The sequence below is a fragment of the Clostridium lapidicellarium genome (genome assembly GCF_041224415.1).
In the GTDB taxonomy this organism is placed as follows: Bacteria; Bacillota; Clostridia; order Clostridiales; family Clostridiaceae; genus Clostridium_B; species Clostridium_B lapidicellarium.
Genome location: NZ_JBGFFE010000005.1, coordinates 95411 through 117675 on the forward strand (window position 1 = coordinate 95411; position 22265 = coordinate 117675).

At 51.0% G+C, this 22265-nt stretch carries 28 protein-coding genes; all 28 read right to left on the reverse strand.

Features of this window, described 5'->3' with window-relative positions; genetic code table 11:
* Positions 1–9: 9 nt before the first annotated feature.
* The 28 genes from AB8S09_RS05630 to AB8S09_RS05765 all read right to left on the reverse strand — a co-directional run bounded on the left by AB8S09_RS05630 (position 10) and on the right by AB8S09_RS05765 (position 21917).
* Positions 10–285, reverse strand: a complete 276-nt coding sequence (locus tag AB8S09_RS05630; protein WP_086036623.1) for a head-tail connector protein — start codon at positions 283–285, stop codon at positions 10–12.
* Between the two features lie 40 nt (positions 286–325).
* Complete coding sequence (locus AB8S09_RS05635) at positions 326–1522, reverse strand: phage major capsid protein (protein ID WP_369868643.1); 1197 nt, start codon at positions 1520–1522, stop codon at positions 326–328.
* 15 nt (positions 1523–1537) lie between these two features.
* The gene (locus AB8S09_RS05640) at positions 1538–2401 is read right to left on the reverse strand and encodes a head maturation protease, ClpP-related (protein WP_369868644.1); all 864 of its coding nucleotides are present in this window, start codon (positions 2399–2401) and stop codon (positions 1538–1540) included.
* Entirely contained in the window at positions 2361–3665 is a 1305-nt protein-coding gene (locus AB8S09_RS05645) for a phage portal protein (protein ID WP_369868645.1), read from the reverse strand. The genes AB8S09_RS05640 and AB8S09_RS05645 overlap by 41 nt, the downstream gene beginning before the upstream one ends.
* A 70-nt stretch (positions 3666–3735) precedes the next feature.
* Entirely contained in the window at positions 3736–4065 is a 330-nt protein-coding gene (locus AB8S09_RS05650; protein WP_174192694.1) for a type II toxin-antitoxin system RelE/ParE family toxin, read from the reverse strand.
* Complete coding sequence (locus tag AB8S09_RS05655; RefSeq protein WP_174192696.1) at positions 4062–4367, reverse strand: type II toxin-antitoxin system RelB/DinJ family antitoxin; 306 nt, start codon at positions 4365–4367, stop codon at positions 4062–4064. Before AB8S09_RS05655 ends, AB8S09_RS05650 begins: the two co-directional genes overlap by 4 nt.
* An 83-nt stretch (positions 4368–4450) precedes the next feature.
* The gene (locus AB8S09_RS05660) at positions 4451–6052 is read right to left on the reverse strand and encodes a terminase large subunit (RefSeq protein ID WP_174193619.1); all 1602 of its coding nucleotides are present in this window, start codon (positions 6050–6052) and stop codon (positions 4451–4453) included.
* Positions 6053–6190: 138 nt separating this feature from the next.
* Positions 6191–6418, reverse strand: a complete 228-nt coding sequence (locus AB8S09_RS05665; RefSeq protein ID WP_369868646.1) for a DUF7678 domain-containing protein — start codon at positions 6416–6418, stop codon at positions 6191–6193.
* Positions 6419–6559: 141 nt separating this feature from the next.
* Positions 6560–6736: a DUF5049 domain-containing protein gene (locus tag AB8S09_RS05670; protein WP_174192698.1), complete on the reverse strand. Its 177-nt coding sequence runs from the start codon at positions 6734–6736 to the stop codon at positions 6560–6562.
* Positions 6729–6962, reverse strand: coding sequence for a DUF4314 domain-containing protein (locus tag AB8S09_RS05675; protein ID WP_174192700.1), 234 nt, complete (start codon positions 6960–6962; stop codon positions 6729–6731). Before AB8S09_RS05675 ends, AB8S09_RS05670 begins: the two co-directional genes overlap by 8 nt.
* The gene (locus AB8S09_RS05680; RefSeq protein ID WP_174192702.1) at positions 6946–7656 is read right to left on the reverse strand and encodes a virulence protein; all 711 of its coding nucleotides are present in this window, start codon (positions 7654–7656) and stop codon (positions 6946–6948) included. Before AB8S09_RS05680 ends, AB8S09_RS05675 begins: the two co-directional genes overlap by 17 nt.
* Positions 7657–7777: 121 nt before the next feature.
* Positions 7778–9034, reverse strand: coding sequence for a site-specific DNA-methyltransferase (locus tag AB8S09_RS05685; RefSeq protein ID WP_369868647.1), 1257 nt, complete (start codon positions 9032–9034; stop codon positions 7778–7780).
* Positions 9035–9586 carry a P27 family phage terminase small subunit gene (locus AB8S09_RS05690; RefSeq protein WP_369868670.1) on the reverse strand — a complete coding sequence of 184 codons (552 nt, stop codon included), beginning with the start codon at positions 9584–9586 and terminating at the stop codon, positions 9035–9037.
* A 118-nt stretch (positions 9587–9704) separates the two neighbouring features.
* Positions 9705–10052 carry an HNH endonuclease gene (locus tag AB8S09_RS05695; protein WP_369868648.1) on the reverse strand — a complete coding sequence of 116 codons (348 nt, stop codon included), beginning with the start codon at positions 10050–10052 and terminating at the stop codon, positions 9705–9707.
* A gap of 129 nt (positions 10053–10181) precedes the next feature.
* Positions 10182–10637, reverse strand: coding sequence for a hypothetical protein (locus AB8S09_RS05700; protein WP_268057594.1), 456 nt, complete (start codon positions 10635–10637; stop codon positions 10182–10184).
* Between the two features lie 54 nt (positions 10638–10691).
* Positions 10692–12068, reverse strand: a complete 1377-nt coding sequence (locus tag AB8S09_RS05705) for an SNF2-related protein (RefSeq protein ID WP_369868649.1) — start codon at positions 12066–12068, stop codon at positions 10692–10694.
* On the reverse strand, positions 12049–12330 hold the full coding sequence (locus AB8S09_RS05710) for a VRR-NUC domain-containing protein (protein WP_268057592.1): 282 nt from the start codon (positions 12328–12330) through the stop codon (positions 12049–12051). Before AB8S09_RS05710 ends, AB8S09_RS05705 begins: the two co-directional genes overlap by 20 nt.
* Positions 12300–12530, reverse strand: a complete 231-nt coding sequence (locus AB8S09_RS05715; protein WP_369868650.1) for a YozE family protein — start codon at positions 12528–12530, stop codon at positions 12300–12302. The genes AB8S09_RS05710 and AB8S09_RS05715 overlap by 31 nt, the downstream gene beginning before the upstream one ends.
* A gap of 145 nt (positions 12531–12675) precedes the next feature.
* Complete coding sequence (locus tag AB8S09_RS05720; RefSeq protein WP_369868651.1) at positions 12676–14949, reverse strand: phage/plasmid primase, P4 family; 2274 nt, start codon at positions 14947–14949, stop codon at positions 12676–12678.
* Complete coding sequence (locus AB8S09_RS05725) at positions 14949–15278, reverse strand: hypothetical protein (RefSeq protein ID WP_369868652.1); 330 nt, start codon at positions 15276–15278, stop codon at positions 14949–14951. Before AB8S09_RS05725 ends, AB8S09_RS05720 begins: the two co-directional genes overlap by 1 nt.
* Positions 15279–15364: 86 nt before the next feature.
* Positions 15365–16153: a phage antirepressor KilAC domain-containing protein gene (locus AB8S09_RS05730; RefSeq protein ID WP_369868653.1), complete on the reverse strand. Its 789-nt coding sequence runs from the start codon at positions 16151–16153 to the stop codon at positions 15365–15367.
* Positions 16154–16294: 141 nt separating this feature from the next.
* Positions 16295–18283, reverse strand: a complete 1989-nt coding sequence (locus AB8S09_RS05735; protein WP_369868671.1) for a DNA polymerase — start codon at positions 18281–18283, stop codon at positions 16295–16297.
* Positions 18280–18807: an NUMOD4 motif-containing HNH endonuclease gene (locus AB8S09_RS05740; protein ID WP_369868654.1), complete on the reverse strand. Its 528-nt coding sequence runs from the start codon at positions 18805–18807 to the stop codon at positions 18280–18282. Before AB8S09_RS05740 ends, AB8S09_RS05735 begins: the two co-directional genes overlap by 4 nt.
* Positions 18808–18866: 59 nt before the next feature.
* A complete protein-coding gene (locus AB8S09_RS05745) occupies positions 18867–19085 on the reverse strand; it encodes a hypothetical protein (protein WP_369868655.1) in 219 nt (72 codons plus the stop codon).
* A gap of 11 nt (positions 19086–19096) precedes the next feature.
* Entirely contained in the window at positions 19097–19663 is a 567-nt protein-coding gene (locus AB8S09_RS05750) for a DUF2815 family protein (protein WP_275844733.1), read from the reverse strand.
* Positions 19660–20796 carry a DUF2800 domain-containing protein gene (locus AB8S09_RS05755; RefSeq protein WP_369868656.1) on the reverse strand — a complete coding sequence of 379 codons (1137 nt, stop codon included), beginning with the start codon at positions 20794–20796 and terminating at the stop codon, positions 19660–19662. The genes AB8S09_RS05750 and AB8S09_RS05755 overlap by 4 nt, the downstream gene beginning before the upstream one ends.
* Entirely contained in the window at positions 20786–21115 is a 330-nt protein-coding gene (locus AB8S09_RS05760) for a DNA ligase (protein WP_369868657.1), read from the reverse strand. The genes AB8S09_RS05755 and AB8S09_RS05760 overlap by 11 nt, the downstream gene beginning before the upstream one ends.
* Positions 21116–21407: 292 nt before the next feature.
* Positions 21408–21917, reverse strand: coding sequence for a bacterio-opsin activator (locus tag AB8S09_RS05765; RefSeq protein WP_369868658.1), 510 nt, complete (start codon positions 21915–21917; stop codon positions 21408–21410).
* Between the last annotated feature and the right edge of the window lie 348 nt (positions 21918–22265).

Consider the following 22265-nt stretch of genomic DNA (forward strand, 5'->3'; position numbering starts at 1 on the left):
CAGACACTCCTAAAACGCGTCTTTGCGGATACCAAAAAGGAGAGTGCGGAGCATGGAAGTCAGTCCTCCAAAATCCGCGTTCTCCCGGTTTTCGTATAGATAGGCCACCGCGTAAAGTTCCGCAATCCGCGCGGTTTCTTTTGAAGCAAGAAGTTCTGCTTCGTCTACACGTGCAATGTCCATACACAGCTTCTCTGCTGTTTCTATAAATCCCGTTATCACGGAATCCTCATCTGTAGAGTCAATATGCAGATAAAGCTTTGCTTCATCCAGTGTAATCAGCATGATGTGTCACCGCCTCTGTTCTACTTTTGAATCAGTTGATTCAGGCACTTGCTCCAGCTTTCAGGATCTGGACAGCTTCCGGCAGCACAAGCTTGCCGTCGACACGTTCCTTCGCCACATAGCCGATCATTCCGTTACCGGCAAAGAGCTCGCGGAGTTCCTGAAAACTTCTGGTTCCTCTGTCACCGATGTTGTAGTAGCTGAAATCACCGAAGGCGATCGCGGCTTTTCCGGCTTCAAGAGCAGGCGCATAAGCGGAAGTGCGCACAGCGTAGCCGCAAAGCCTGTCCGGTTCGCCAGCCTGATAGGACGGCTGCCAGATGTAGGCCTGGTTGTTGTCCTTGAGTTTGCGGATTGCCGCGAGGGTGGAGTCATTCAGAATAAAGCAGGCGTTCTTGCGGTACGGGCGCTTCAAGGCATAAATCAGGGTGAGAATATCATCCGTCGCGAGCTTTGTACCACTTAAGGTTACAGCCGTTACACCGCCGCCCTTGTCCGCAAAGATGCCGGTCGGCTTTCCGGTTCCGCTGCCGTTCAGGAAAGCGTCCTCTTCGGCATTGCCGAGCGCCTTGCCGAACTGGTCAATGATGTAGTTTTCCAGATTGAAGGCGTTGTCGTAAAGCAGTTCCTCGGTTACCTTGATGGCCACGTGGAGCTTGTGTGCATCAAGGACGATCTGGTCGAACGTCGCATCTCCGAAAGTCAACGCTTCGCCTTCCTCAATCCATGCCGCTGCGGGTTTCGTTCCCGCAATGTTGATCTTGTGCTCGCCGGACGTAGTGATGGTCGTTGCAAAGCTGCGGAAGATGTTTTCTTCTGTGAGTTTGTCGATAAGGCGGGAGTCCCATTCTTCCGGAACGAGGTAACCGCCGTTCGCGTCAGTGCCTTCCTGCAGAATGTCCGACACCTGATGGAAGCCGCTGCGCATGGCTGTGAGCATTGCTTTCGCGTAGGCGTCAGATGCTCTGCCGTGTTTCTCCGGCTTATTCTCTGTTCCGGCACCTGGCTTCCCGGTAAGGGGAATATTGACCGGCTGGCTCATCTGTTCCTCGATAGACTTTTGGCGGTTCAGCCTGTCGATTTCCTTTGTGAGGCCGGTGATTTCCTTTTCCATCTTGTCGTAGGCGGCTCCGTCTTCCTCAGAAAGGATGCCGCCGCTGCTGCGGTGGGATTCGAGAAATGCCTTTGCCGTTTCCCACGCCTTGGCTCTCTTATTAATTAATTCCTGTACATTCATGATGTTGTCCTCCTATTAAATGAACTGTTTCATGAGGTCGAGACGCTTTTCGAGGTCTTCGACCGATCTGCCTGTGTTGTAAACTTTTGCCTGCTTTTCGTTATCAGGCGGTTTTTCGGAATGTTCCCTGCAGTAGTCGCAGAGCTTCTTGTTCATGGCTGCCGCAGCTCTGTAACGGGAGAAGAGCATGGATTTCGGCTCAACCTCATCGGATTCCTTTTCTGATGTGCTTCTTTCGTCCGGTTCATCCTCAGCAGGTGTTTCGTCAGGCTCTGTTTCCGGTTTTCTACCATAGAGGGAGCTCCTCTCAATCACACCGTCCGCAAAATGCAGCTCGACTGCTTTCCCAGCATTCATCCAGGTCTCTTCATCCATGAGCTTACTGAGTTTATTCCTCGAAAGGCCGGTCTTTGTCTGGTAGGCGTTGACGATGGAGTTTTTCACCTCGTCCAACATTTCGATTGTCTTCTGCATCTCACCGGCATTGCCCATTGCGACTGTGCTCGGATTGTGAATCATGAGCATTGAAACTGGAGACATCAAAACTTCGTCGCCCGCCATCGCAATGACGCTTGCCGCGGAAGCCGCAAGACCGTCAATCTTAATTGTGACCTTGCCCTTGTAGTCGCGGAGCATGTTGTAAATCTGTGCTGCCGCAAAACAGTCACCGCCCGGAGAGTTCAGCCATACCGTGATGTCGCCGGAGCTGCTTTCCAATTCCGATCTAAAAAGAGCCGGAGTGACGTCGTCGTCAAACCAGCTCTCTTCTGCGATTGTCCCGTCAAGGAACAACATCCGTTCTTCCGTTTCCTGTCCGGGATTTGCTGGATCGGGCAGCTTATTTCTTGCCCATCTCCAGAACTTGTTTGTCTTTCCCATCGGTATCCTCCTTGTTTGAATTTTGATTGTATGCGGACCCGGCATCCGCAAGTTTTACCACGTTTCCGTTCAGGACGTGGATATTGCCGCCTTCCTCGTCGGAAAGGAGATCCATGTTCTCAAGTTCCCGCACATCGTTCACGGAAAAAATTCCGTTCTGAATGCCGGTCGAATAACCGTTCATGCGGCTCTGATAGTCTCCCCGCAGGAGCCCGTCTACATTAAAGCGGATGAAGTAGCTTTTCTTTTCCTCCGGAGAGAGGAGCGAGCGCTGCATGGATTGTTCCCAGCGCACAAGCCACGGCTCCAGCGTATAAGTGACAAATTCCAAGCTTTGCTGCTCAATGTTCGAGAAGGTCGCGTGTTCGAGGTCGCCGATCATGTGTGGCGGGATGCGGAAAATCCTCGCAATTTCGTCCAGCTGGAACTTGCGCGTTTCAAGGAACTGCGCCTGCTCCGGACTGATGGAAATCGGCGTATAGGTCATGCCTTCTTCCAAAATGGCGACCTTGTTGGAATTGGAACTCCCGCCGAATCCGGCCTCCCATGAGTTCCTTATTTTCTCCGGGTCTTTCACGACGCCCGGCATTGACAGAATGCCGGATGGATTTGCACCGTTCTTAAAGAAAGCCGCGCCGTATTCCTCGGTCGCCATTGCCATGCCGATGGAATTCTTCGCCATCGCGATCGGCGAATAGCCGACCAGACCGTCAAAGCCGAGGCCTGGGATATGCAGCACATCATTTGGCATAAGCCGTACGGTTCCTGCCTTCATCGTCGGAGCATCGGATGTGCTCATCTGATACTCGTAGTACAGATGTCCATTTTCGTCCCGGTCGACGCGCATCCGGTTTGCCATGAGAGGATAAAGTGCCGTGACCTCGCCGCGTCCGTTTCTTATGATCTGTGCGTAAGCGTTGCCCCAAAGCAGAAGGTGCGTCATAAGCGTTTCCCGGAAGATGAACGAAGTCATTTCCGGGTTTGGTTCGTCATGAAGCAGCGGATACAGTGGGTGGTCGACAGCCTTTTCCTTGCTGTTTTTGTCTGTATAGCGGTAAAGGTGCAGCGGAAGGCTCGCAATGGCTTCCGAAAGGACGCGGACGCAGGCGTATACTGCTGAAATCTGCATGGCGGAGCGCTCCGTCACCGCTTTGCCGGAAGAACTGTTTCCGAAGTAATAGCGGTAGCCGCTGCCGTTCGTTGAATCCTTAGGCCGGTGTTCTGGTTTATCCCGTGACCGGAAAAGGCCGCTGAAGATACTCATATATAAATCACATCCTTTCTAAAAAAGGGCGTAAGAAAAGCACCTACCTTTCGATAGATGCTTTCAGCAATTAATATTTTATTGTTTCACGGAGCTGCTTTCTGATATCCTGTACGCCATACATGATGCGGACAATATATACCATTTTATCCGTTTCTTTTGGCAGATAGAAAACCAGATAATTGTCTACAGGAAAGAAACGCAGCCCCATACTGTGCCAAGGTTCATCCTCGTATAATCGGTAACGCAGAGGCATTTCACTCAAACTCTTTATATGCTGCAAAATCCGTCCTGCCTGCTTTACCGCTGTATCCGGAACACAGAGCCCGTCTGCAATATATTCATAAATGCTTCTTAAATCCTGGCGCGCTTTTTCGGAATATGCAACTTCCCAGCTCATACTCCAAAGTCCCGCTTCATCTCTTTTTCAACGGTATCTGACGAATAAACCTTGCCTGCCTTTATATCGTCCATACCTTTGTTCATTTCAGTATCAAATTGTTTTTTGGTAAGGGCACCAAAGGCAATCGGAGCATTTGCAGGCAGCTTCATTTCAAATGGAATACCGCGCTGCAGTACGACTTGTCTTAAAAACATTCCTACAGCATTGGACATCGGAATGCCGAGCTGATTGAGTACTTCTTCGGCTTGCTTTTTGATTTCTGGCTCTACACGGGCGAAAACATTAGAAGTTCGTGCCATACAAATCCCATCCTTTCACGGATAGCATAACACAAGTTGGCTGCAATATGCAAGCTAACAGCAAGCAAAAATGAAAATATTATTTACAGAAATAAAATGCCTCTGTCATCGTAAACAGAAGCGCCGTTGTCGTTGCCGCAGCGAATGGCACGGTCAAGCGCCATGATCATTGCAATCGCACCATCGATTTTTTCTGTACTTTTTTCCTTGTCCGCCTTGATGTTTCCGGCAGGGTCGGTGCGGATGAAGATGTTGTCTATCATCCAGCGGAGCACCGGGTGGCCGCCGTGTGCGATGCGTTTTTCCAGCGTGAGATTCATGAGTTCCTTCGTGGGCGGCGACATATCCTTGAAGCCCTGCCCGAACGGAACGACCGTGAAACCCATGCCTTCGAGGTTCTGCACCATTTGCACAGCTCCCCAGCGGTCAAAAGCAATCTCACGGATGTTGAAGCGCTCACCGAGACGCTCGATGAACTTTTCAATATAGCCGTAGTGTATCACATTTCCTTCCGTAGTTTCGAGATACCCTTGCTTTTTCCAGATGTCATAGGGCACGTGGTCGCGCCGGACACGGAGGTCGAGCATTTCTTCCGGCACCCAGAAGTACGGGAGAACCACATATTTGCCGTCCTCGTCTTTGGGAGGGAAAAGCAGAACGAATGCCGTGATGTCGGTCGTGGATGAGAGGTCGAGACCGCCGTAGCAGACGCGGTTTTCCAGTTCCTCTTCGTTTACAGGGAACGCACAGGTGTCCCATTTATCCATCGGCATCCAGCGGACGGCCTGCTTAACCCATTGATTTAAGCGGAGCTGCCGGAAGGAGTTCTCCTCGCTGGGATTTTGCTTCGCCGATTCACAGGCTGCTTCGACTTTATCGATGCCGACTGTAATGCCGAGCGACGGATTTGCTTTCTTCCAGATCTTCGGGTCTGTCCAGTCGTCCGTTTCAGCGGCACCGTAGATGACCGGGTAGAAGGTCGGGTCAACCTTCCTGCCGTCAAGGATATCCTGCGCCTTCTGATGGACCTCGTAGCAGATCGTGTTTGTGTCATTACCGGCTGTCGTGATGAGAAAATATAAAGGCTGCATTCTGGCGTCGCCGGAACCTTTTGTCATGACATCGAAGAGCTTCCGATTCGGCTGTGTGTGCAGTTCATCGAAGACGACGCCGTGGACGTTGAAACCGTGCTTTGAATATGCTTCGGCGGAGAGCACCTGATAGAAACTGTTCGTAGGTTGGTAGATAATCCGCTTTTGAGAAGCAAGAATTTTGATGCGCCGGTCGAGCGCCGGACACATTCGGACCATGTCGGCGGCGACGTCGAACACGATGGCTGCCTGCTGGCGGTCAGCGGCACAGCCGTAGACCTCAGCGCGTTCCTCTCCGTCGCCGCAGCAGAGGAGCAGCGCGACCGCAGCGGCAAGCTCAGACTTTCCCATCTTCTTCGGGATTTCGATATAGGCCGTGTTAAACTGCCGGTAACCGTTCGGCTTCAGAATGCCGAAGAGGTCACGAATAATCTGCTCCTGCCAGTCAATGAGCTCGAAAGGCTTTCCTGCCCATGTGCCCTTGGTATGGCAGAGCTGCTCGATGAACGTCACGGCGTAGTCCGCCATAACCTTGTTGTAGGCGGAACCTTCTGCCATGAAGCGGGTTGGCTTGTAATGTTTCAATTTCCTCATTGCCACGGCGGCATCCTCCTTTCAAGGCAAAATAAAAGGCCGCCTGTCGATATATTCGACTGGCGATACTCACAAATCTATGTTGGTACGAGAGAAAGAGCCGTACGGCTTCTTCTTTCGGAATATTTCTATTCATGTTCAGTTATATTTCTTTACCAAAATCGCATAGGCAAGCTGCGCGGCTTCCGTTTCCGGTTCCATATCCCAACCCCGGTCGTAGTTGGCAATGACCGCGCCGTTTTTTTTCAGCATGAGCTTCGAGATTCTGCCTTCGTTTTCAATTCCGTACTGGCTGCCCTGCTCGTAGTGCTTGACCCAGTAGTGAATGATGTGATTTCCGATTTTTAGGCTTCCTTTGCTCCACATGGTCTTTTCCCTCCGTTTTATTCAGATGTGTTTTCCTTTTTGCATATACATATATCACTCTGAAGGGAACGAATAGCAAGTGGATTCCGGAGAATTCTATGCGAGAAGTCAAGCCTTTTAGGAACGGTAAAATTGTGTAGTTTACGCTTCGCTTGTGAGAATGAAATGCACATATTCCTTGCGGTGTTCCTCAAGGAAAAACACCAGCTCATAGAAATCACGTTTGTAGGCAAGGCGCTGGACGGCGTTTACGTCGAACATATTTGTAAGGCCGGTGTTCTGAATCGCGAGAATCTGTTCCTTAATTTTCTCAGTCATCGGAATCCACCACCTTCCGCACGATGTCGATGCCGTAAATTACATTGAGGCTGGAGCCATTATCCCAGTTTACGAGAAGGGAGCCGGTGTCGTCGACTCCAGTGACTATTCCTCTGATGCCGATGGGCGGTGCCTGAGCATCGTCCATCCGAAGGAGTTCCACGCGGCATCCCACTGGAAACTGCCGCTTCACCTTTTCAGCCGTTTCTTTATTCGGAAATTTCATCGTCAGTGGCCTCTTTTTTCGCCCCGTTCCTGAAACTCGAATTTCCTGTCAGGTTCTTCAGCAGAATCTTTCTCTCCTGCTTGTATTCTGGTCCTATGAATCCGAGCCGCAGAAGGAAGCAGCGGAATGCGTATTTCTCATTGTCGGCCGGGTGCTCGGTACTGCTTACCCGTTTTTGGTCTTTCGAGAGTTTGCAGAGGGCGGCAATGAAATGAGTGTATGCTTTGGATGCATCCGATCCCGGCATTTCCGGAAACCATGGGAATGAAACTTTATTCTCACCGATTTCAATCGGCATGTCGTCAATTCCAAGTGCCTTCTTGATAAGCGCACCTTTCGCCTTGAGCAGGTTCGTCAGGTTGCCGGTTGAGACCGCCGCCAGTGGAACCGAAATCGTAAGGCCCATGTTTTCGCCCTGTCCGGCGCCATCCGCCGTTTCAGACTCTTCTCCGGACGTTTCCCCAACTTTGGCAGTGAAGCCGCGCTTGTCAAGCTCTTTGATAAGGTCCTCGGTTCCTTTGCTGTCTGTTCTGTTGCCGAACTCCAGTGTTCCGTTCCGGTCGACTGTGAAGCAGCCGACTTTGTAGGCCGCTGTCGGCATACCGAGGTATTCTGCCTTTCCTTCTGTGATTGCTGCGATGGCATTGACTAAGGACTTCCTGTCTTTTCCTGTTACGTTGTAATCTATTTTCATTGGTATTTGCCTCCTTCGTTTTGGTATGTACATCTATCACTCAGAAGGCCTTATTTATCAAGCAATTTGGGAAATTTTGTGCTGTAGAATATCGCCGAATTATCGGGATGAAATTTGTGTGCTATACACTCTCGATTTCAACGTCTTTTACGAGGTTGGAATAGGGAATCTTCTCGCCATTTCTTTCTACATGCACATCCCATGCATCATTCGTATCCTCTACATACCGGCGGAGGATAACGGAGGCATACTTCGGGTCAAGTTCCATCATGTAACAAATCCGATTTAACTTTTCACAGGCCATGAGCGTGGAACCGGAACCGCCGAAAGTATCGAGGATGACAGCGTTCTCCTGGCTGGAATTCTGGATCGGATAGCCAAGGAGGTCGAGCGGTTTGGAAGTCGGGTGATCTTTATTTCGTTTTGGTTTATCGTAATTCCAGATGGTCGTCTGCTTCCTGTCAGCGTACCACGGGTGTTTTCCATTCTGCAGAAAGCCATACAAAATCGGCTCGTGCTGCCATTGATAGTCGGAGCGGCCGAGTACGAGACTGTTCTTTACCCAGATGCAGACACCCGCGAGATGAAAGCCTGCGTCGATGAAGGCCTTCCGGAAGTTCAGGTCTTCCGTGTCCGCATGGAACACATAAGCCGCGCCGCCTTTTTCGAGATGGTCAGCCATGTTCTTGAAAGAAGAGAGTAGAAAGTTATAAAATTCCTCGCCCTTCAGGCTGTCGTTTTCTATCGTGAGGCCGTCCGAGGCTTTGAAGGAAACTCCGTAAGGCGGGTCGGTTACGATGAGGTTGGCCCTCTTGTTGCCCATGAGCGTGTTCACGTCATCCGCCGAAGTAGCATCACCACACATGAGGTGATGTTTTCCAACTGTCCAGATGTCGCCGCGTTCCACAAATGACGCTTTCTCAAGTGCAGCGGAAAGATTGAAGTCATCGTCCTCGACGTTTTTTCCGGAGTCGTCGTTCATCAGCTTTTCGAGCTCATCGCTGTCGAAACCGAGAAGTGAAATGTCAAAGGACTCATCCTGCAGGTCGGACAGTTCAACGGAGAGCATCTCTTCGTCCCATCCGGCGCCCAGTGCGAGCTGGTTATCCGCGAGGATATAGGCCCGTTTCTGAGCATCCGTCAGGTTTTCGGCAAAGACACAGGGAACGGTGGTATAGCCTTCCTCACGTGCCGCCTGCACTCTGCCGTGGCCGACCAAGATGTTGTATTTGCTGTCGATGACGGCGGGAGAGACAAAACCGAACTCCCGAAGGCTGGCTCTCAGCTGCGCAATCTGTTCTTTTGAATGCGTCCTCGCATTCCGGGCATAGGGCACCAGTTTATCGATCGGTACCTGCTCAAATTTGGTTGTATCCATTTATATTCCCTTTCTGGCGCGGAGCAGCCGTTCCATGACGTCATCCTGCGGATTGAGGCCGCCGTATTCTGTTGAGCAGTTCTCCTTCACAATCTGGAAGATTTCATCCCATAGGCGGTTGGCCTGATTCATGTAGTTGATGCCGATGTTAATGAAGGGAGAAGGGATCGGCTTGCCAGTCGTCGGATGCTTTGAAAGATATCCGAGCTTCGTTGTTATCTCTTCACACTGAATCCATCTTGCGGAGCACATAGCGTAGCGTTCCAAGAGCTGCGGCGAAACCTTCTGCGCGACACCGATTCTCTGGAGCCATTCCCAGGTTTCCCGGTAGATTTCACCGGCTTCGAGCGTCGAGCCGTCATGCTGCTTGGCAGAAAGAAAGTCATGCGGTGCTGGCATGTCGGCACCTTCCATCTCCGGGATATCCAGCACCTCAAGCGGTCTGCCGCCCGGATTTCCGTTCGCGGCTTTCTCGGATACTGCAGATTTTTTGCGTCCAGCACCCGAACGTCTGCCGCCGCGGCCGCCGGTATTATTCGATTTTGTTGGTATTTTTCTCACCGCCTTCTTTTATTACCCTTTTGAATACGCTTTTTTCGCGCGTGTGAGGGGACGGCGCTTTCCGCTGAAGGAGTGTTTCATGATTTTGACCGCCCCCACCCGCCAAAAATCATCTATCACCACGCTGCTTATGAATCTTCTCGTGGCAGGAGCGGCAAAGGCTCATCAGGTTTGATTCGTCATTTGTACCTCCCTCGGAGAGAGGAATGATGTGGTGGACCTCCTCGACTGCAACATAGCGTCCTTCCTTCAAACACTGCTCACAGAGCGGATGCTTGCGGACGTAACGGTCACGGATTTTCTTCCACGCTCTGCCGTAGCGCTTGCTGGTGGAGTAACCTCGGGTAAACTGTTCGTAGTGCCGCCGCACAAGCTTCACGTGTTCTTCGCAGTAGGTACCGTCAGTTAGACGCGGGCACCCGGGGTAACGGCACGGACGTTTTGGTTTATACGGCATTCATTCACTTCCTCACGGGTATCAAAAAAGCCACCGGGGATTTCTCCTCGATGGCTTTCACCTTTTCAGTTCTCTATGCTATTAGTATAGCACACTCAAACGGGAAAGTCGTCCACGATTTTACTCACTTTACTGCTTTCCGTACAGCAGCAGCGCCAGATGCTTCAGCGCGCGGTTCTTTTTGTTGTAGGCGGAGGAACGCTCTATGCTGAAGTGCTCACAGACTGTGCCAACGGGTTCATCTGTTCCGTTGGAAAGGTAAAACGCTTTCAGCACATACCGCTCACCCTCGGTCAGATTTTCCCACGCTGGCTGGAACCACGCCATGTACTCCAGCGCCTGCCAGTACCGCTCTTTCAGCACGTCGATTTCCTCGATGCCGTTTAAAATGCGTTCCTCACAGGCCTGCGGGTTATAGGCGTGCGGCATCCTATCAAAACTGGGACTGCGGACGCTTTCTATCTTTTCATGCTCCGCTCGGATGTTGTCGGGCGTGTGTTCCAGAATGAATTGCATGCTGCCGTAGTCCTTGAGGGCATCCAAGGCGGCAGCCCTTTTATTCAGGTATTTCCATGCTATCTGCATAACCGTACCTCCGTAAAGATGAATTGAAAGTTTCACTCGGATTGGCACGGATTGTCAAAAGTTGTCTCTGATTTTCAGGTCCGCCTTCACGGCGTTGATCAGGGCTGCCTGTGTGTTGTTCTTATGCGAGAGGGCTTTCAGAATGCGACCATCAATGGTTCCCTTTGTGATGATGTGCTGAATCACCACAGTGCTTGCGGTTTGGCCCTGTCTCCAGAGACGGGCGTTTGTCTGCTGGTAGAGCTCCAGCGACCATGTCAGCCCGAACCAGATGAGCGTTGAGCCGCCGCTTTGCAGGTTCAGCCCATGCCCGGCAGAAGCGGGATGCACGAGGGCCACGGGAAGTTCGCCGTTGTTCCATCTGCGGATGCTGTCGGAAGTATTAAGGCAGGAGGACGGGATGTGGAGTTTGTGCAGCCGCTCGGATATTCTGGCGAAGTCATGCTTGAACCAGTAGGCCACCAGCACAGGCTTCCCGTTTGCCGCTTCGATCAGGTCCTCCAGTGCGTCCAGCTTTCGGTCATGAATGTGAACAACGATTCCGGTGTCAGAGTAAACGGCACCGTTGGCCATCTGACACAGCTTTCCGGAGAGGGACGCGGCATTGGCGGCTGTGATGTCGCCGGCCGGAAGCTGCAGAACCAGATTCTTCTTTAGGCTGTCGTACCGTTTCTGTTCCTCATCGGACAGGCGGACTTCATATTCGCTGCTGATGAGCTTTGGCATTTTTAGGTGATCCGTCGACTTCATGGAAATCGTGATATCCGAAATTTCCCGGTAGATGGTGTCCTCCGCGCCCGGCAGCGGCTTATAGGAATAGATGATCTCACCATTTCGCTTATCCGGCATGAAGTAATTCGTGCGGTACTGGGTAATGAACCGTCCGAGGCGCTGGCCCATATCCAGAAGGCGGAACTCCGCCCAGAGATCCATAAGGCCATTTGATGAAGGGGTACCGGTGAGTCCTACGATACGTTTTACATTGGGCCTTACTTTCATCATGGAACGGAAGCGCTTTGACCGATGATTTTTGAAGGAAGAGAGCTCGTCAAGAATGACCATATCAAAGTCAAATGGGAATCCGGACTCGTCAATCAACCATCCGAGATTTTCACGGTTTATGATGGTGATATCGGCATTCTGCATTAGGGCGATTCTGCGTTCCTTTACATTTCCTACTGCAACAGAATAGGTCAGTTCTTTGAGGTGCGACCATTTTCTGATTTCGGAAGGCCAGGTATCGCGGGCGACGCGGAGCGGTGCGACGACGAGAACCCGGTGAACTTCAAAACTGTCGAACAACAGGTCTTTGATGGCCGTCAGACTGATTACAGTTTTGCCAAGGCCCATATCGAGGAGAACTGCGGCGATAGGATGCGTTTCGATATAGTCTATAGCATATTTCTGATAATCATGTGGCTTGAAGTTCATCCAGCATCCTTCCAATCTGCTTTACGCTGTCGATCACATATACTTTAAAACCCAACGACCGAAGCAGCCGGTGCCTTGCCAACTGGAGCGGGCGCGGCTTCTTTCCGGGTGCCTTCAGTTCCGCAAAGGCGATAAGGCCGTCAGATAATAAGACGATGCGGTCTGGCATTCCCGCAAAACCTGGAGACACGAACTTCAGGGCGATGCCGCCTGCCTTTTTAACTGCCAGCGTTAATTTGTTTTCAATATCTTTTTCTCGCATTCCGTATACTCCTTCCAACATTCCTCGAACGTTTTCAGACATTTGTCACTGGCATTTCTACAAATGAGATATTTTTTTACCTTGTCATGTCTGCCAGCTTTCGGAAAATAAAAACCATCATCCTTTATGTCACGTGCCAGATTGCCTTTCGGGGAATCGTCAGTTAAGAAATTGTGTTTCATCCAAGTGTAAAACTGCATATCTACAAACCCTTTCTAAACGTTGATTTTTCGGACTTTTACAAGGTGTATCAAGGTAGCTGCACGAACTTTTTCTTATATGATTTTTTATGGCCTATAGAAAAGTCTGTGTAGAGAGGTTGATACACCTTGTCATCGGTGCCATTCATTTCAGAAAATCCTCCTCGGCGCCGGTATCCTCACGAATGCGAAGACCCTTAAAATAGCGTTTTCGATTCAGCGTCAGCCGTTCAAATCCAGCCTTCTCCAGAGCAAAATAGAAATCCGCAGTGCTGCGAACATATTCGTTACAGTCGAGAGAATAGTTCCGGTACGCTTGGTACAGGGCCGCGGAGCTTTCCTTAAATGAAGGGCCGGCTTCACATTTATATTCAAGAAAATGCCCGAACCAGTCATTCTGACTGCGGTATTCATTGATGGCTTTCGCCACACAGTCGGGAACTGGAATCTGGTAGTCGAGTGCGATTACTTTCTTTGCACCTTCAATGATCCAAGCCAGAATGCTTTCACCAGCGTTTTCATACAAATACTCGCCATAATTCTTGATGTCGGTATTGCCTTCAATCTTGGCACCAAACGGAATGACAATAAGCCTGCGCCAGATACCATCATCCGATGCTGAGACACGCGGCAGATGGTTGGTATAGAGTACGAGAGTATGGCAGGGCTTGAAAGAGAACGGGTCTTTGTATTTCTTTTCTGCAAATACGTCATCCGTAGAGCAGAGCTGTTTGATTGTTGAGTCATTGAGTCTCGCGCCTTCCTGCATTTCTGCAGCGATGAGAAGCCGCTTTCCTTTGACCTCAGCCATTTCCGGCTTGATGTTCCTGCGGCATCCGACGGTCAGGGTATCGGCGGAGATATTTCCGCTGTAAAGGCCGAGCACACGGGACACCGAATTCCAGAAGGTTGACTTCCCGTTCCGTCCGTCACCATAGGCAATAATCAGTGCTTCCACATAGACTTTTCCGATAGCGGCAAGGCCGCAGATCATCTGGACGTAATTGATAAGCTGCTGATTCTTCTGAAAAATGAGGTCAAGGCAGTCCAGCCAGAGCTTTTCGCCTTTCGAACTGGGCGAGACGGACGTAATTTTTGTGATAAAGTCATCCGCTGAATGTTCCCGCGCACCGGCCATGCCTTTTCTGAGGTCATAAGTTGCTTCCGGCGTGCAGAGCAGAAAGCAGTCCGCGTCCAAATCCCGCGGCGAGATTTCCAGCATCGGGTGCGATTCTTTCAGTGTTGACGTGATATTCTTGGAATCCCGGCGGCGGATTGCAAAATCCCGATAGGCTTTAGCAGTGAGAAAGTCCTGATAAGCCTGCATCTGTTCGTCATTCATTAACTGTACGGCTTTTGCTTTTGATGTATTGTCGAGGATATCCTGGGCACCGGTGTCCTTCAGCTTTTTCAAGGTTTCCATCATGTCTTTTTCTGATTCCTTCATCTGCCTTCGGGTAAGTTCGTGCGCGACTGCCTGAGCGCCTGGCTCTGTTTCCTGCCAGTAGTGGCCGCTGTAACGGATGAAGTGAGTGGACGGAGAGTAGCGGAGCTCGTTTGAAAAGTACTTTGCGAGCACTTCGGCCTGACCGACGTCGGAGAAATCATCCGGCTTATAGCTGTTTTCATCGTTATAAACTTCCGGAGAAACGTAGCCATCCTCCTTGCTAATCTTGGAATAAAAGCGCTGGGCGCTGTGCCAGATTGTGTTAAGCTCACCGGCTTCAAGTGGTGGATTGCACTTTGCAGCTTCTTCAAGAAAGCTCCGGTAAGCAGTGTCTGTATCGCCGTATTTTTTGATGACGATACCGGCAAAGCGGGACATCGTCGCGTTGCGGCTGCCTTCTGGGATAACAGAATCATTTTCATAGCCGCCGGACAGATTCTTGTCAAAATCCTCACCGTTCAGGAATTCTGTAAGATTCATGCGGCCGGGATAGAGCTCGACATTGGAATCCGCTGTACCAAAGAAAAAGCGCGCTGCATCCAGAGCTTTTGTATCAAAATACGGAAAGATGGAATTGACCAGTTTCTTCATATCGCTGTAGAGTGAGGCATCGGTCACGCGGTCAATCGGGAAAAGCACATGGAATTTCGGCCTCGCGGGTTTTCCGTTTTTCTCACGTTTATGGAAACGGCTGTAATGAACGGCAAAACTGACTCCCGGAAAGGCGTCCATGACATTCTTTGGGGTAACCCAGTCTTTCGGATTCTCCGAGTGGTCATTGTCGCAGTCTACCGGAAGGCAGTCAGCGGAGATAAAGTTGTCGCCATTCCTGTAGTGGTTTTTATATTCTGCACAGACATAGTCATGGCAGACGGCAGCTTTTAGATTGTCTGCATCCATGATGACAGTCTTATGCGGATAGGAGCAGTTACTCGGATTTCCAATTACATCTGAACTGTAGAGGGTAAACATCAGTCGTACACCTCCTCCGATTCCTGCTCCAGTACCTTTGTAATGAACTTTAGGGCACGAATCATGGTTTCAAGTTCGCAGTCGCCGCAGAGCGTAACTTCAAGTCCGCTGCAGCCGAACTGATTCACGTAGGAATTGACCGTCATGTCCGTGCCGCCTGCGTCTTCAATCCTAAAATAGGTGCGTCCGCCGTGGCCGGTATCGCCGCCCTTGTATCCTGTGGTACCGGCTTCCACTTCGAGAATATTGCAGCTTATGACGTTGCGGCTATAGGTTGTAATCTCAGTACTGTCCTCGAGTGTTCTTCTTTTTTCTTTCACTTCATACATCGCGTTAAACCTCATTTCTGGGTAGACTAAGGGCACCCATCCCTACTTTTCACTGGAGATGAACGCCTGATTTGAGCGGATGATTTTTAATTCCCTTGTTCGATGAGTGGAAGATTCCCGTCAGCTTTCATAAGGTCGTAAATAAAGAGACGCCCGGACTGGGTCCAATAAGTATGAACGGCAGTATGCGCTTCTCCATCCGAACCGGAATAGGTAGTGGTTTTGGTAGACGTGTATCCTCTGTCGGCATATTTCTGATAAAGGAGCCAGATTCCACTTGGCTGTTTGAATTGAATTTTCTTGTCGTGCAGCCACTTGTTCATATGTTTGGCGCTCCAACCATAGTCTTTGGCGATAATCGAAATGGCCACGAGATCCTTGCAGTTCAAAACGACATCGTAATAGCTGACTTTTGGTTTCATTTCGGCAATCTGCTGTGTCTGCACGGCAACCGTGTTTTCAAGAGACTTACATTTTTCACGTTCAGCTTTGAGTTCCTGCAGCGCAGCAATGGCAAGATCAGGATCAGCCAGAATGTCATCAATCGCATAGAGACCATGTTTACGGATTGAAGGCAGTACTTCAGATGTTACCCACTTTTTGAAGCGCTTTGCTGAAGGAAGTTTGCTGAAGAGAATCAGAGAATACAGACCAGATTCATTAATTACGGCCATCTGCTGTTTTCCACCAAGGGTGTCACATTTCGTTACTCCCTTGTCGTCATCATCCACATGGTCAATCAGTGCTTTACGAGGATTGCTGTAGCCGAGAATATCGGCCACATCCTTACCAACAAACCATGGTTCGTTGGCAATCGTGATTGTCCGGATAGATCCGAACTCCGCGTTTGTAAATGTTGTTATTTCGTTTGACATATGATTGTCCTTTCCGGGCGGGCAGAAAAATTTTTATATGACGCTCACCCTTTCACTTTCCACTGGAGAAAGGCAGTCGTTTTGAGCGAAAAAATCACCTCCGCTTTTTCACGGAGGTGAGAACTGTCTATTGACGTTGTTTCAATCCTTCTTATAGAAAGGTGTAGTATAACCGTCTGCTCGAAGGATAAGTCCCGGCGTCCACGGAGGAGTCCGACCCATCTGTTCACAGATCGCGTCAAGAGAAACCGACGGGTCTGCTTCAATAATCAGTTCATCGTGGACATGCATGACAATCCGGCAGCAGCGTAGCGTTTTCATGGCGTAGCACAGAATGTCACGGGAAGTGGCCTGCACGATGTTTTCTACGAATTTCGGCCCATAGGAGTCGAGGCATTCCCATTTTTTAGAAGCGCCGATGCCTTCATAGGTGACGCACTCGCCGCCGAACCGGTTGATTCCGATCTTCGGCTTCACATATGCGAGTTTCCTGCCGGAGGGCAGCCTGATGAACAGCATTCCGGAGCGGCACTCGAACGACAGACCGTAAATGGTAGAAGGGGTATGGTATCGGACGGCGTTCATGACAGCCCGATCCACGTCCCACCAGAACTGAACAATATGAGGATTGGTCTGCCGCCATGCGTCGACCAATGGAGGAAGCTCGTCCTCAGAAAGCCCCATCTCAAGAGCGCCCATCGCCTTAAGCGCTCCGACCGATCCGCCGTAGCCGAGCGCGAGCTCCGCAATTTTACCTTTTTGCCGCAGGTGTCCGTTCACGCCGTGTTTCACAACCGGTACATGGAACATCTGGCTGGCCGATGCGCAGTAGATGTCACCGCCATTCTCGAATACCTTCTGTCTCCATTTCTCACCGGCGTACCATGCGATTACCCTCGCTTCGATGGCAGAAAAGTCGGCGACGTAAAAAAGCATGCCGTCTTTCGGAATGAACGCTGTCCGGATGAGCTGGGAAAGCGTGTCCGGCACATCCTCGTAGAGCATTTTGACGGCTTCAAAGTTTCCGGATTTCACAAGAGCGCGGGCTTCGGCCAGATCGGGGAGATGATTCTGCGGGAGGTTTTGCATCTGAATAAGCCTGCCTGACCAGCGACCCGTGCGATTCGCGCCGTAAAAGGCGAACATCCCGCGGGCTCTTCCGTCATCACAGACGGCCCGCTGCATGGTCTGATATTTTTTGACGGAGGATTTGGCAAGCTGCTGGCGGAGTTCCAGGACGGTGCAGAGCTTCGGCGGAGCAGTTTTCAAGAGCTCCGCGACGGCCTTTTTGCCGAGGCTGTCAGTTTCAAGGCCGTTATCCGAAAGCCACTGCTTCATCTGCTGCACGCTGTTCGGATTATCGAGGGAAGTGATCTCCTTCATGGCCGCGGTGAGTTCTGACCGTGACCTGGAATCCATCTCGATGGCCTTTTCCACAAGATCCATGTCCAGCCGGACGCCGCGATCATTGATTTCCTGATCGATGTGGTATTCATCCCAAACGAAGTCTGGTACCGGGAACTTTGACAGACGCTTCTTGATGCCCATTTCCGTTTCAACGTCCCGGATGTTATATTGCTTGAAGGTTTCCCATTTATCCGGAGCGTGACAGGGTAGGTTTCTGGTTCTTCCGCCGTTCGATTTTGTCGGAGCGCAGGGAACGCAGAAGTATTTGATGTGGTCCTTGCCCTCTGTGAGCTTTTGCTTTTCAAGGCCGAGGACAGCGCCCACGCCTTCCAGAGAATGCGGAAGTCCCATCGTTGACGCCCAGACCATTGAGCAGCGCCAGCTTTCAGGATTGAGAAGACGGGCGCGTTCCATGGACAGAGGATGATCGTCATGAAATGGGTCGAGACTGATTTCCATGTCACGCAGATACCGGGAAAGACATATCCGTTCGAAGTTCGCGTTGTACGCCCATTTGACGACTTCGTCACTAACAAGTGCGTCGATGATCTCCTGTGGAATCGTTTCTCCCTGAGCAAGATCAATCGTTCTGACCTCTCCGCTGTCAATGGAATATCCAAAGAGCAGGATCTCGAAGTCAGGAGAAGATGCGTACTTGTACACGCCACATTTGCTAAGGTCGATGCTGGAAAATGTCTCCAGATCCAATGACAAACTGTTCACTTTAGCCATGCAAAATTCCTCCCCGTTTTTATTGCACTGATGATCGATGGCGTTACGTCGTACATTGCTGCGAGCTCAACTTCTTTGATTCCACAGTAGAATCCGAATCGAATTGATTGAACATCGTCGATCGACAGCTTTCTCCATTTGCCACCTTGGCGGTACACATCAAGAATGTTTTCAGAGCGAGTTCCGTAGTGTAAATTTTTCAGCCTGTTATCTGTTGGATCCCCGTTTCTATGCAGCACTTCCATGCCTTCTGGCGGAGGTCCTACAAAGGTGAGTATGACAAGCTGATGAACAGGTTTTCCCGCAGTCCCATGACCGAGAACAACCGATAGGTGTCCTGTCTTGCAGAACCTACCAGGTCTGAGAATTCTTCCTTTCACAGTTCGGTAGAATGGTTTGCCTGTATAATGACATTTGCCGAGAACTTGTCTATCAAGACTACGGATTCTGCCCTCTGTACTGGCTTGATATCGACCTTCATATCCAGGTATGTCTTTCCATATTTCTTTTTTCAATATGTTCACCTCTATTCAAAACAAGCGGTGGAGATTGCTCCCCGCCGCCTGCCATATGCTTACTTCAGGTTAAGTTCCTTCATTCGTGCCTCGTGATATTCCTTGTCACGCTGTGCTTTTTCGAGTTCGAGTTTTTTCTTCTCGGACTCCCACTTTGCATTTTCCTTGTCGCGCCTGCGGTCATCGACCGTATCGATGAGCGAGCGGACAATCCAGAAAACAGCGAGAAGGATATACAGAGCCAGGGTCAGAGCGCAGAGAGTATATGTCCAGGTCATAGCAGCCTCCTTCAGTTCAGGAAATCCTCATCATCGTCAGCCGCAAAATCTTCCTCAGCGCTTGCCTTGCCGCCGAGCGGTTCTCCGTCGCGGATTTTCTGTAAGTTGTTGAGACCGCAGGCAATTCCCTTGTTACCGGAAGAGTTGAAAGCGTAAAAGGTGATGCTGGCTCTGCCGTAGACACCGCTGTAAACCTCAGAACGGGTCAGAATTGGATTCACATCTGCATCCACGATGCCGGGAGCAGACGCAGCGTTTGCGTTGACGAAGTACGCATGTGCGTAGGCCGGGTCATCCGGGCGTTCCGTGTCGCCGTCACGAAGAGGGCTCTTGATTGCGGAAAGCGCTGGTACAGTCTTACCGCTGCCTTTGAGCTTTGCTTCGCCTTCCTTGTAGGCGGCTTCGATGGCGGTCTTGATTTTAGCGAGTGTCCTGGCATCGGACTTCGGAATGATGAGCGAAACACTGTACTTTGGGGTACCACCATTGATGGATTTCGGATCCCACACGTTGGCATAACTCCAGCGTGTATCCGGGCCGGTGATGACTTTCATCGGGTTCTGCATCTTCTTACTCATAATTTGTCCTCCATAAAATCATTTTTTGCTGTGTTTATGGCCGGGCGCTTGTCGCTGTCCGGCACGAGTGTCGGTTTGCCCTGTGGTTTCTCAATGTATGCCGACAGGAGTTCATCAAAACGGGACTTGCCGAGAAGCTTCTGCATGGCGGTGATGCCCAGAAGTTTCTTCTCATACGGGTCGTACCCGGCATCAGCGACTGCCTTGGCGACGGATGTCTCGTCGGTGTACTTGCGGACGGATCGTCCCTCGACCAGCTTGAAGCCGTGCCATTCCTTTCCGGAAAGCGCCTTCTGGAGCGCGTATTCCTTGATGTCGGACGCCCATGAGACCAGCCTGTCCACTTTGGAAAGGATGACCTCAATCTCCGCGTCGGACAGTTCCGGAGGGAGCTTAAAATCATGCTGTGCGAGCTTCAGGTTCTCCTCTGCTCTGGCGCGGCAGACGTTCTTCGCCTTGCAGAACCGGCACCAGTCGCCGCAGGAGAATTCCCCCCCCTTGCCGTCCCATGCGAGATCCGCCGCGGGCTTCAGGACTTCCTCTGCCCATGTGAGAAGATCCGCTTTCGGAATCCGCCACTCGCTGACGTTCTGGCGCCTTGGCTGGTAGATGTGAAGGGTAACGTCATCGATATCGTAGATGCCGTCGAATAACTCCAAGGCTCCGAGCGCGTAGCATTTCATCTGCGGATTGTCCTTGGCCGAGACCTCGATCCCGGTCCCGTACTTGAGATCCACGATGTGGAGCGTCCCGTCCGCGATGACAAGCGCATCGGCGGTGCCGAAGCTCTGTTTCACCCAGCGGGAGAAATCCACGCGCTGCTCGACCATGACGGCCGGGTCTTTGCAGGTTTCCTTTGCGGCTTCGACTTGCTCCAGCACGTAGGCGACGTATCCGTCGGTCGCCTCGTCCATCTCTTCGTTGTAGTAGTCGAGGTTCTCTGTCGGATCATCCGCCTGATAACCGAGCGCCTGTCGAAGCTTGTATTCGGCAAGGGCGTGCGCACAAGTGCCTTCCATGGCGTAGCCGCTTCCTCTGTCCTCGAATCCCTCGCCGAGTCTGACGGACGGCTGGCAGTGAAGCCACCTGTCAGCAGACGAGGCGGAGAGAACGGCGTGTGCCTTACTTGCCATCGCCGAGCACCTCCGCGTCCTTCAGGAGGGCTTCGTAATCTGCCGGATTGACCTTTGACAACTTGTCCGCACCGTACTTTTTAAGCAGGTCACGTATCTCGGCGGTATATCCGGCACGGGACTTATCCGCCAGTACGGAACGGACATCTTCGAGCTTCAGCTCCTTCTTCGCCGGTTTCTGTACCGACGCCGGGTTGGCTGAAAGATCTTCATCAGTTCCTGAAAACTGCTGGGCGAGCCAGTCGGCTGCGCTGATAATGGAATCAGCGGCATCTCTGAGTTCTCGGATGGTCTGATCCATTTCGGCCATTTTTGACATAGGTTTTTCCTCCTTTCTCGGATTGGCTGTTGGCGGCAAGAATCGTCAGGTTTCTCGCCAGTCGTGCGGACACGCGGCTGATGGCATTGAGGAGTTTGATCTCCTCACTTGCCGTGTTCACCGACGCACCTCCGCTGTCTGCGTAACTTCTATTCATGTTTTTCCCCTCGCTTTCCGGGCAGTTTTCTTCGCCCTTCACCTTCCACTGGAGACGGGCGGACGATTTGAGCGGAAGAAAAACAAAAAATCTGCCACTGTCCTGAAATCGGGACAGCGGCAGACGGATAATGAATTAGAAATTGCGGTCAGAACGGAACTCGTCGCGGAATTTCTTCATCTCGTCTGCGAAAGTGCGCTGTTTACGACCGAGAAGCTCTGCGACTTTTCTGTCTGAGATGCCTTCCGGGTGGTCCTGCCAGATCTGAATGATGCGATCTGCTTCCGGATCAATCCCGCGGAGCCTTTTGATAAGACGCATAAACAGATCACGATCCGATGTGATTTCTTCTGGCGTGGGCTTATCGTCCACAATATAATCTCCAATAGTGCAGTCACCGTTAGGAAGTGGATCATCCAGAGAGACATCGTTTCTTGTGTGATATTCGCAATCGAGACAATTCCCGTCGCACAGCCACCATTTACTGCGAGGGCAGAAACAGCGGCCCCAATACTGTTCACGCTTGCGCAGATTCGTGCGCCAGCGGTCGAACTCGCGGTATTGGTTTTCCTGGACCTCATACCAGGTACCGGACTGTTTGTCAAAGATACGCTTTTGTTTACTATGATTTTCGCTTTTTGCCATTTGATTGGCTCCTTTCGCAAAATGCGAAACGGAGACAACCGTCATGGCATGCCAGTATTCTGTTCATGGTCACCTCGTAGGGTTATCCCCGTTTCTCGAAGGTGACCAGCAGACTGCGTTGCTGGCTTCCTTAGTTAATGTGATTGTCCATTGTCTCAGCTGCAGTACTCCCAAGTAGCCCGTCGACTGACTAAATGGAGCTTTGACTCCGGATAAGTTGACAGATTTTGTGCAATGCGCTTATTTTCGTGTGAAAAATCCGCCAAACTATTGTGATTACACCTTAAGAGCTGTATAATAATCAGGAATAACTGTGAATTATTTTAAACAGCTCATAATAAGTGCGGG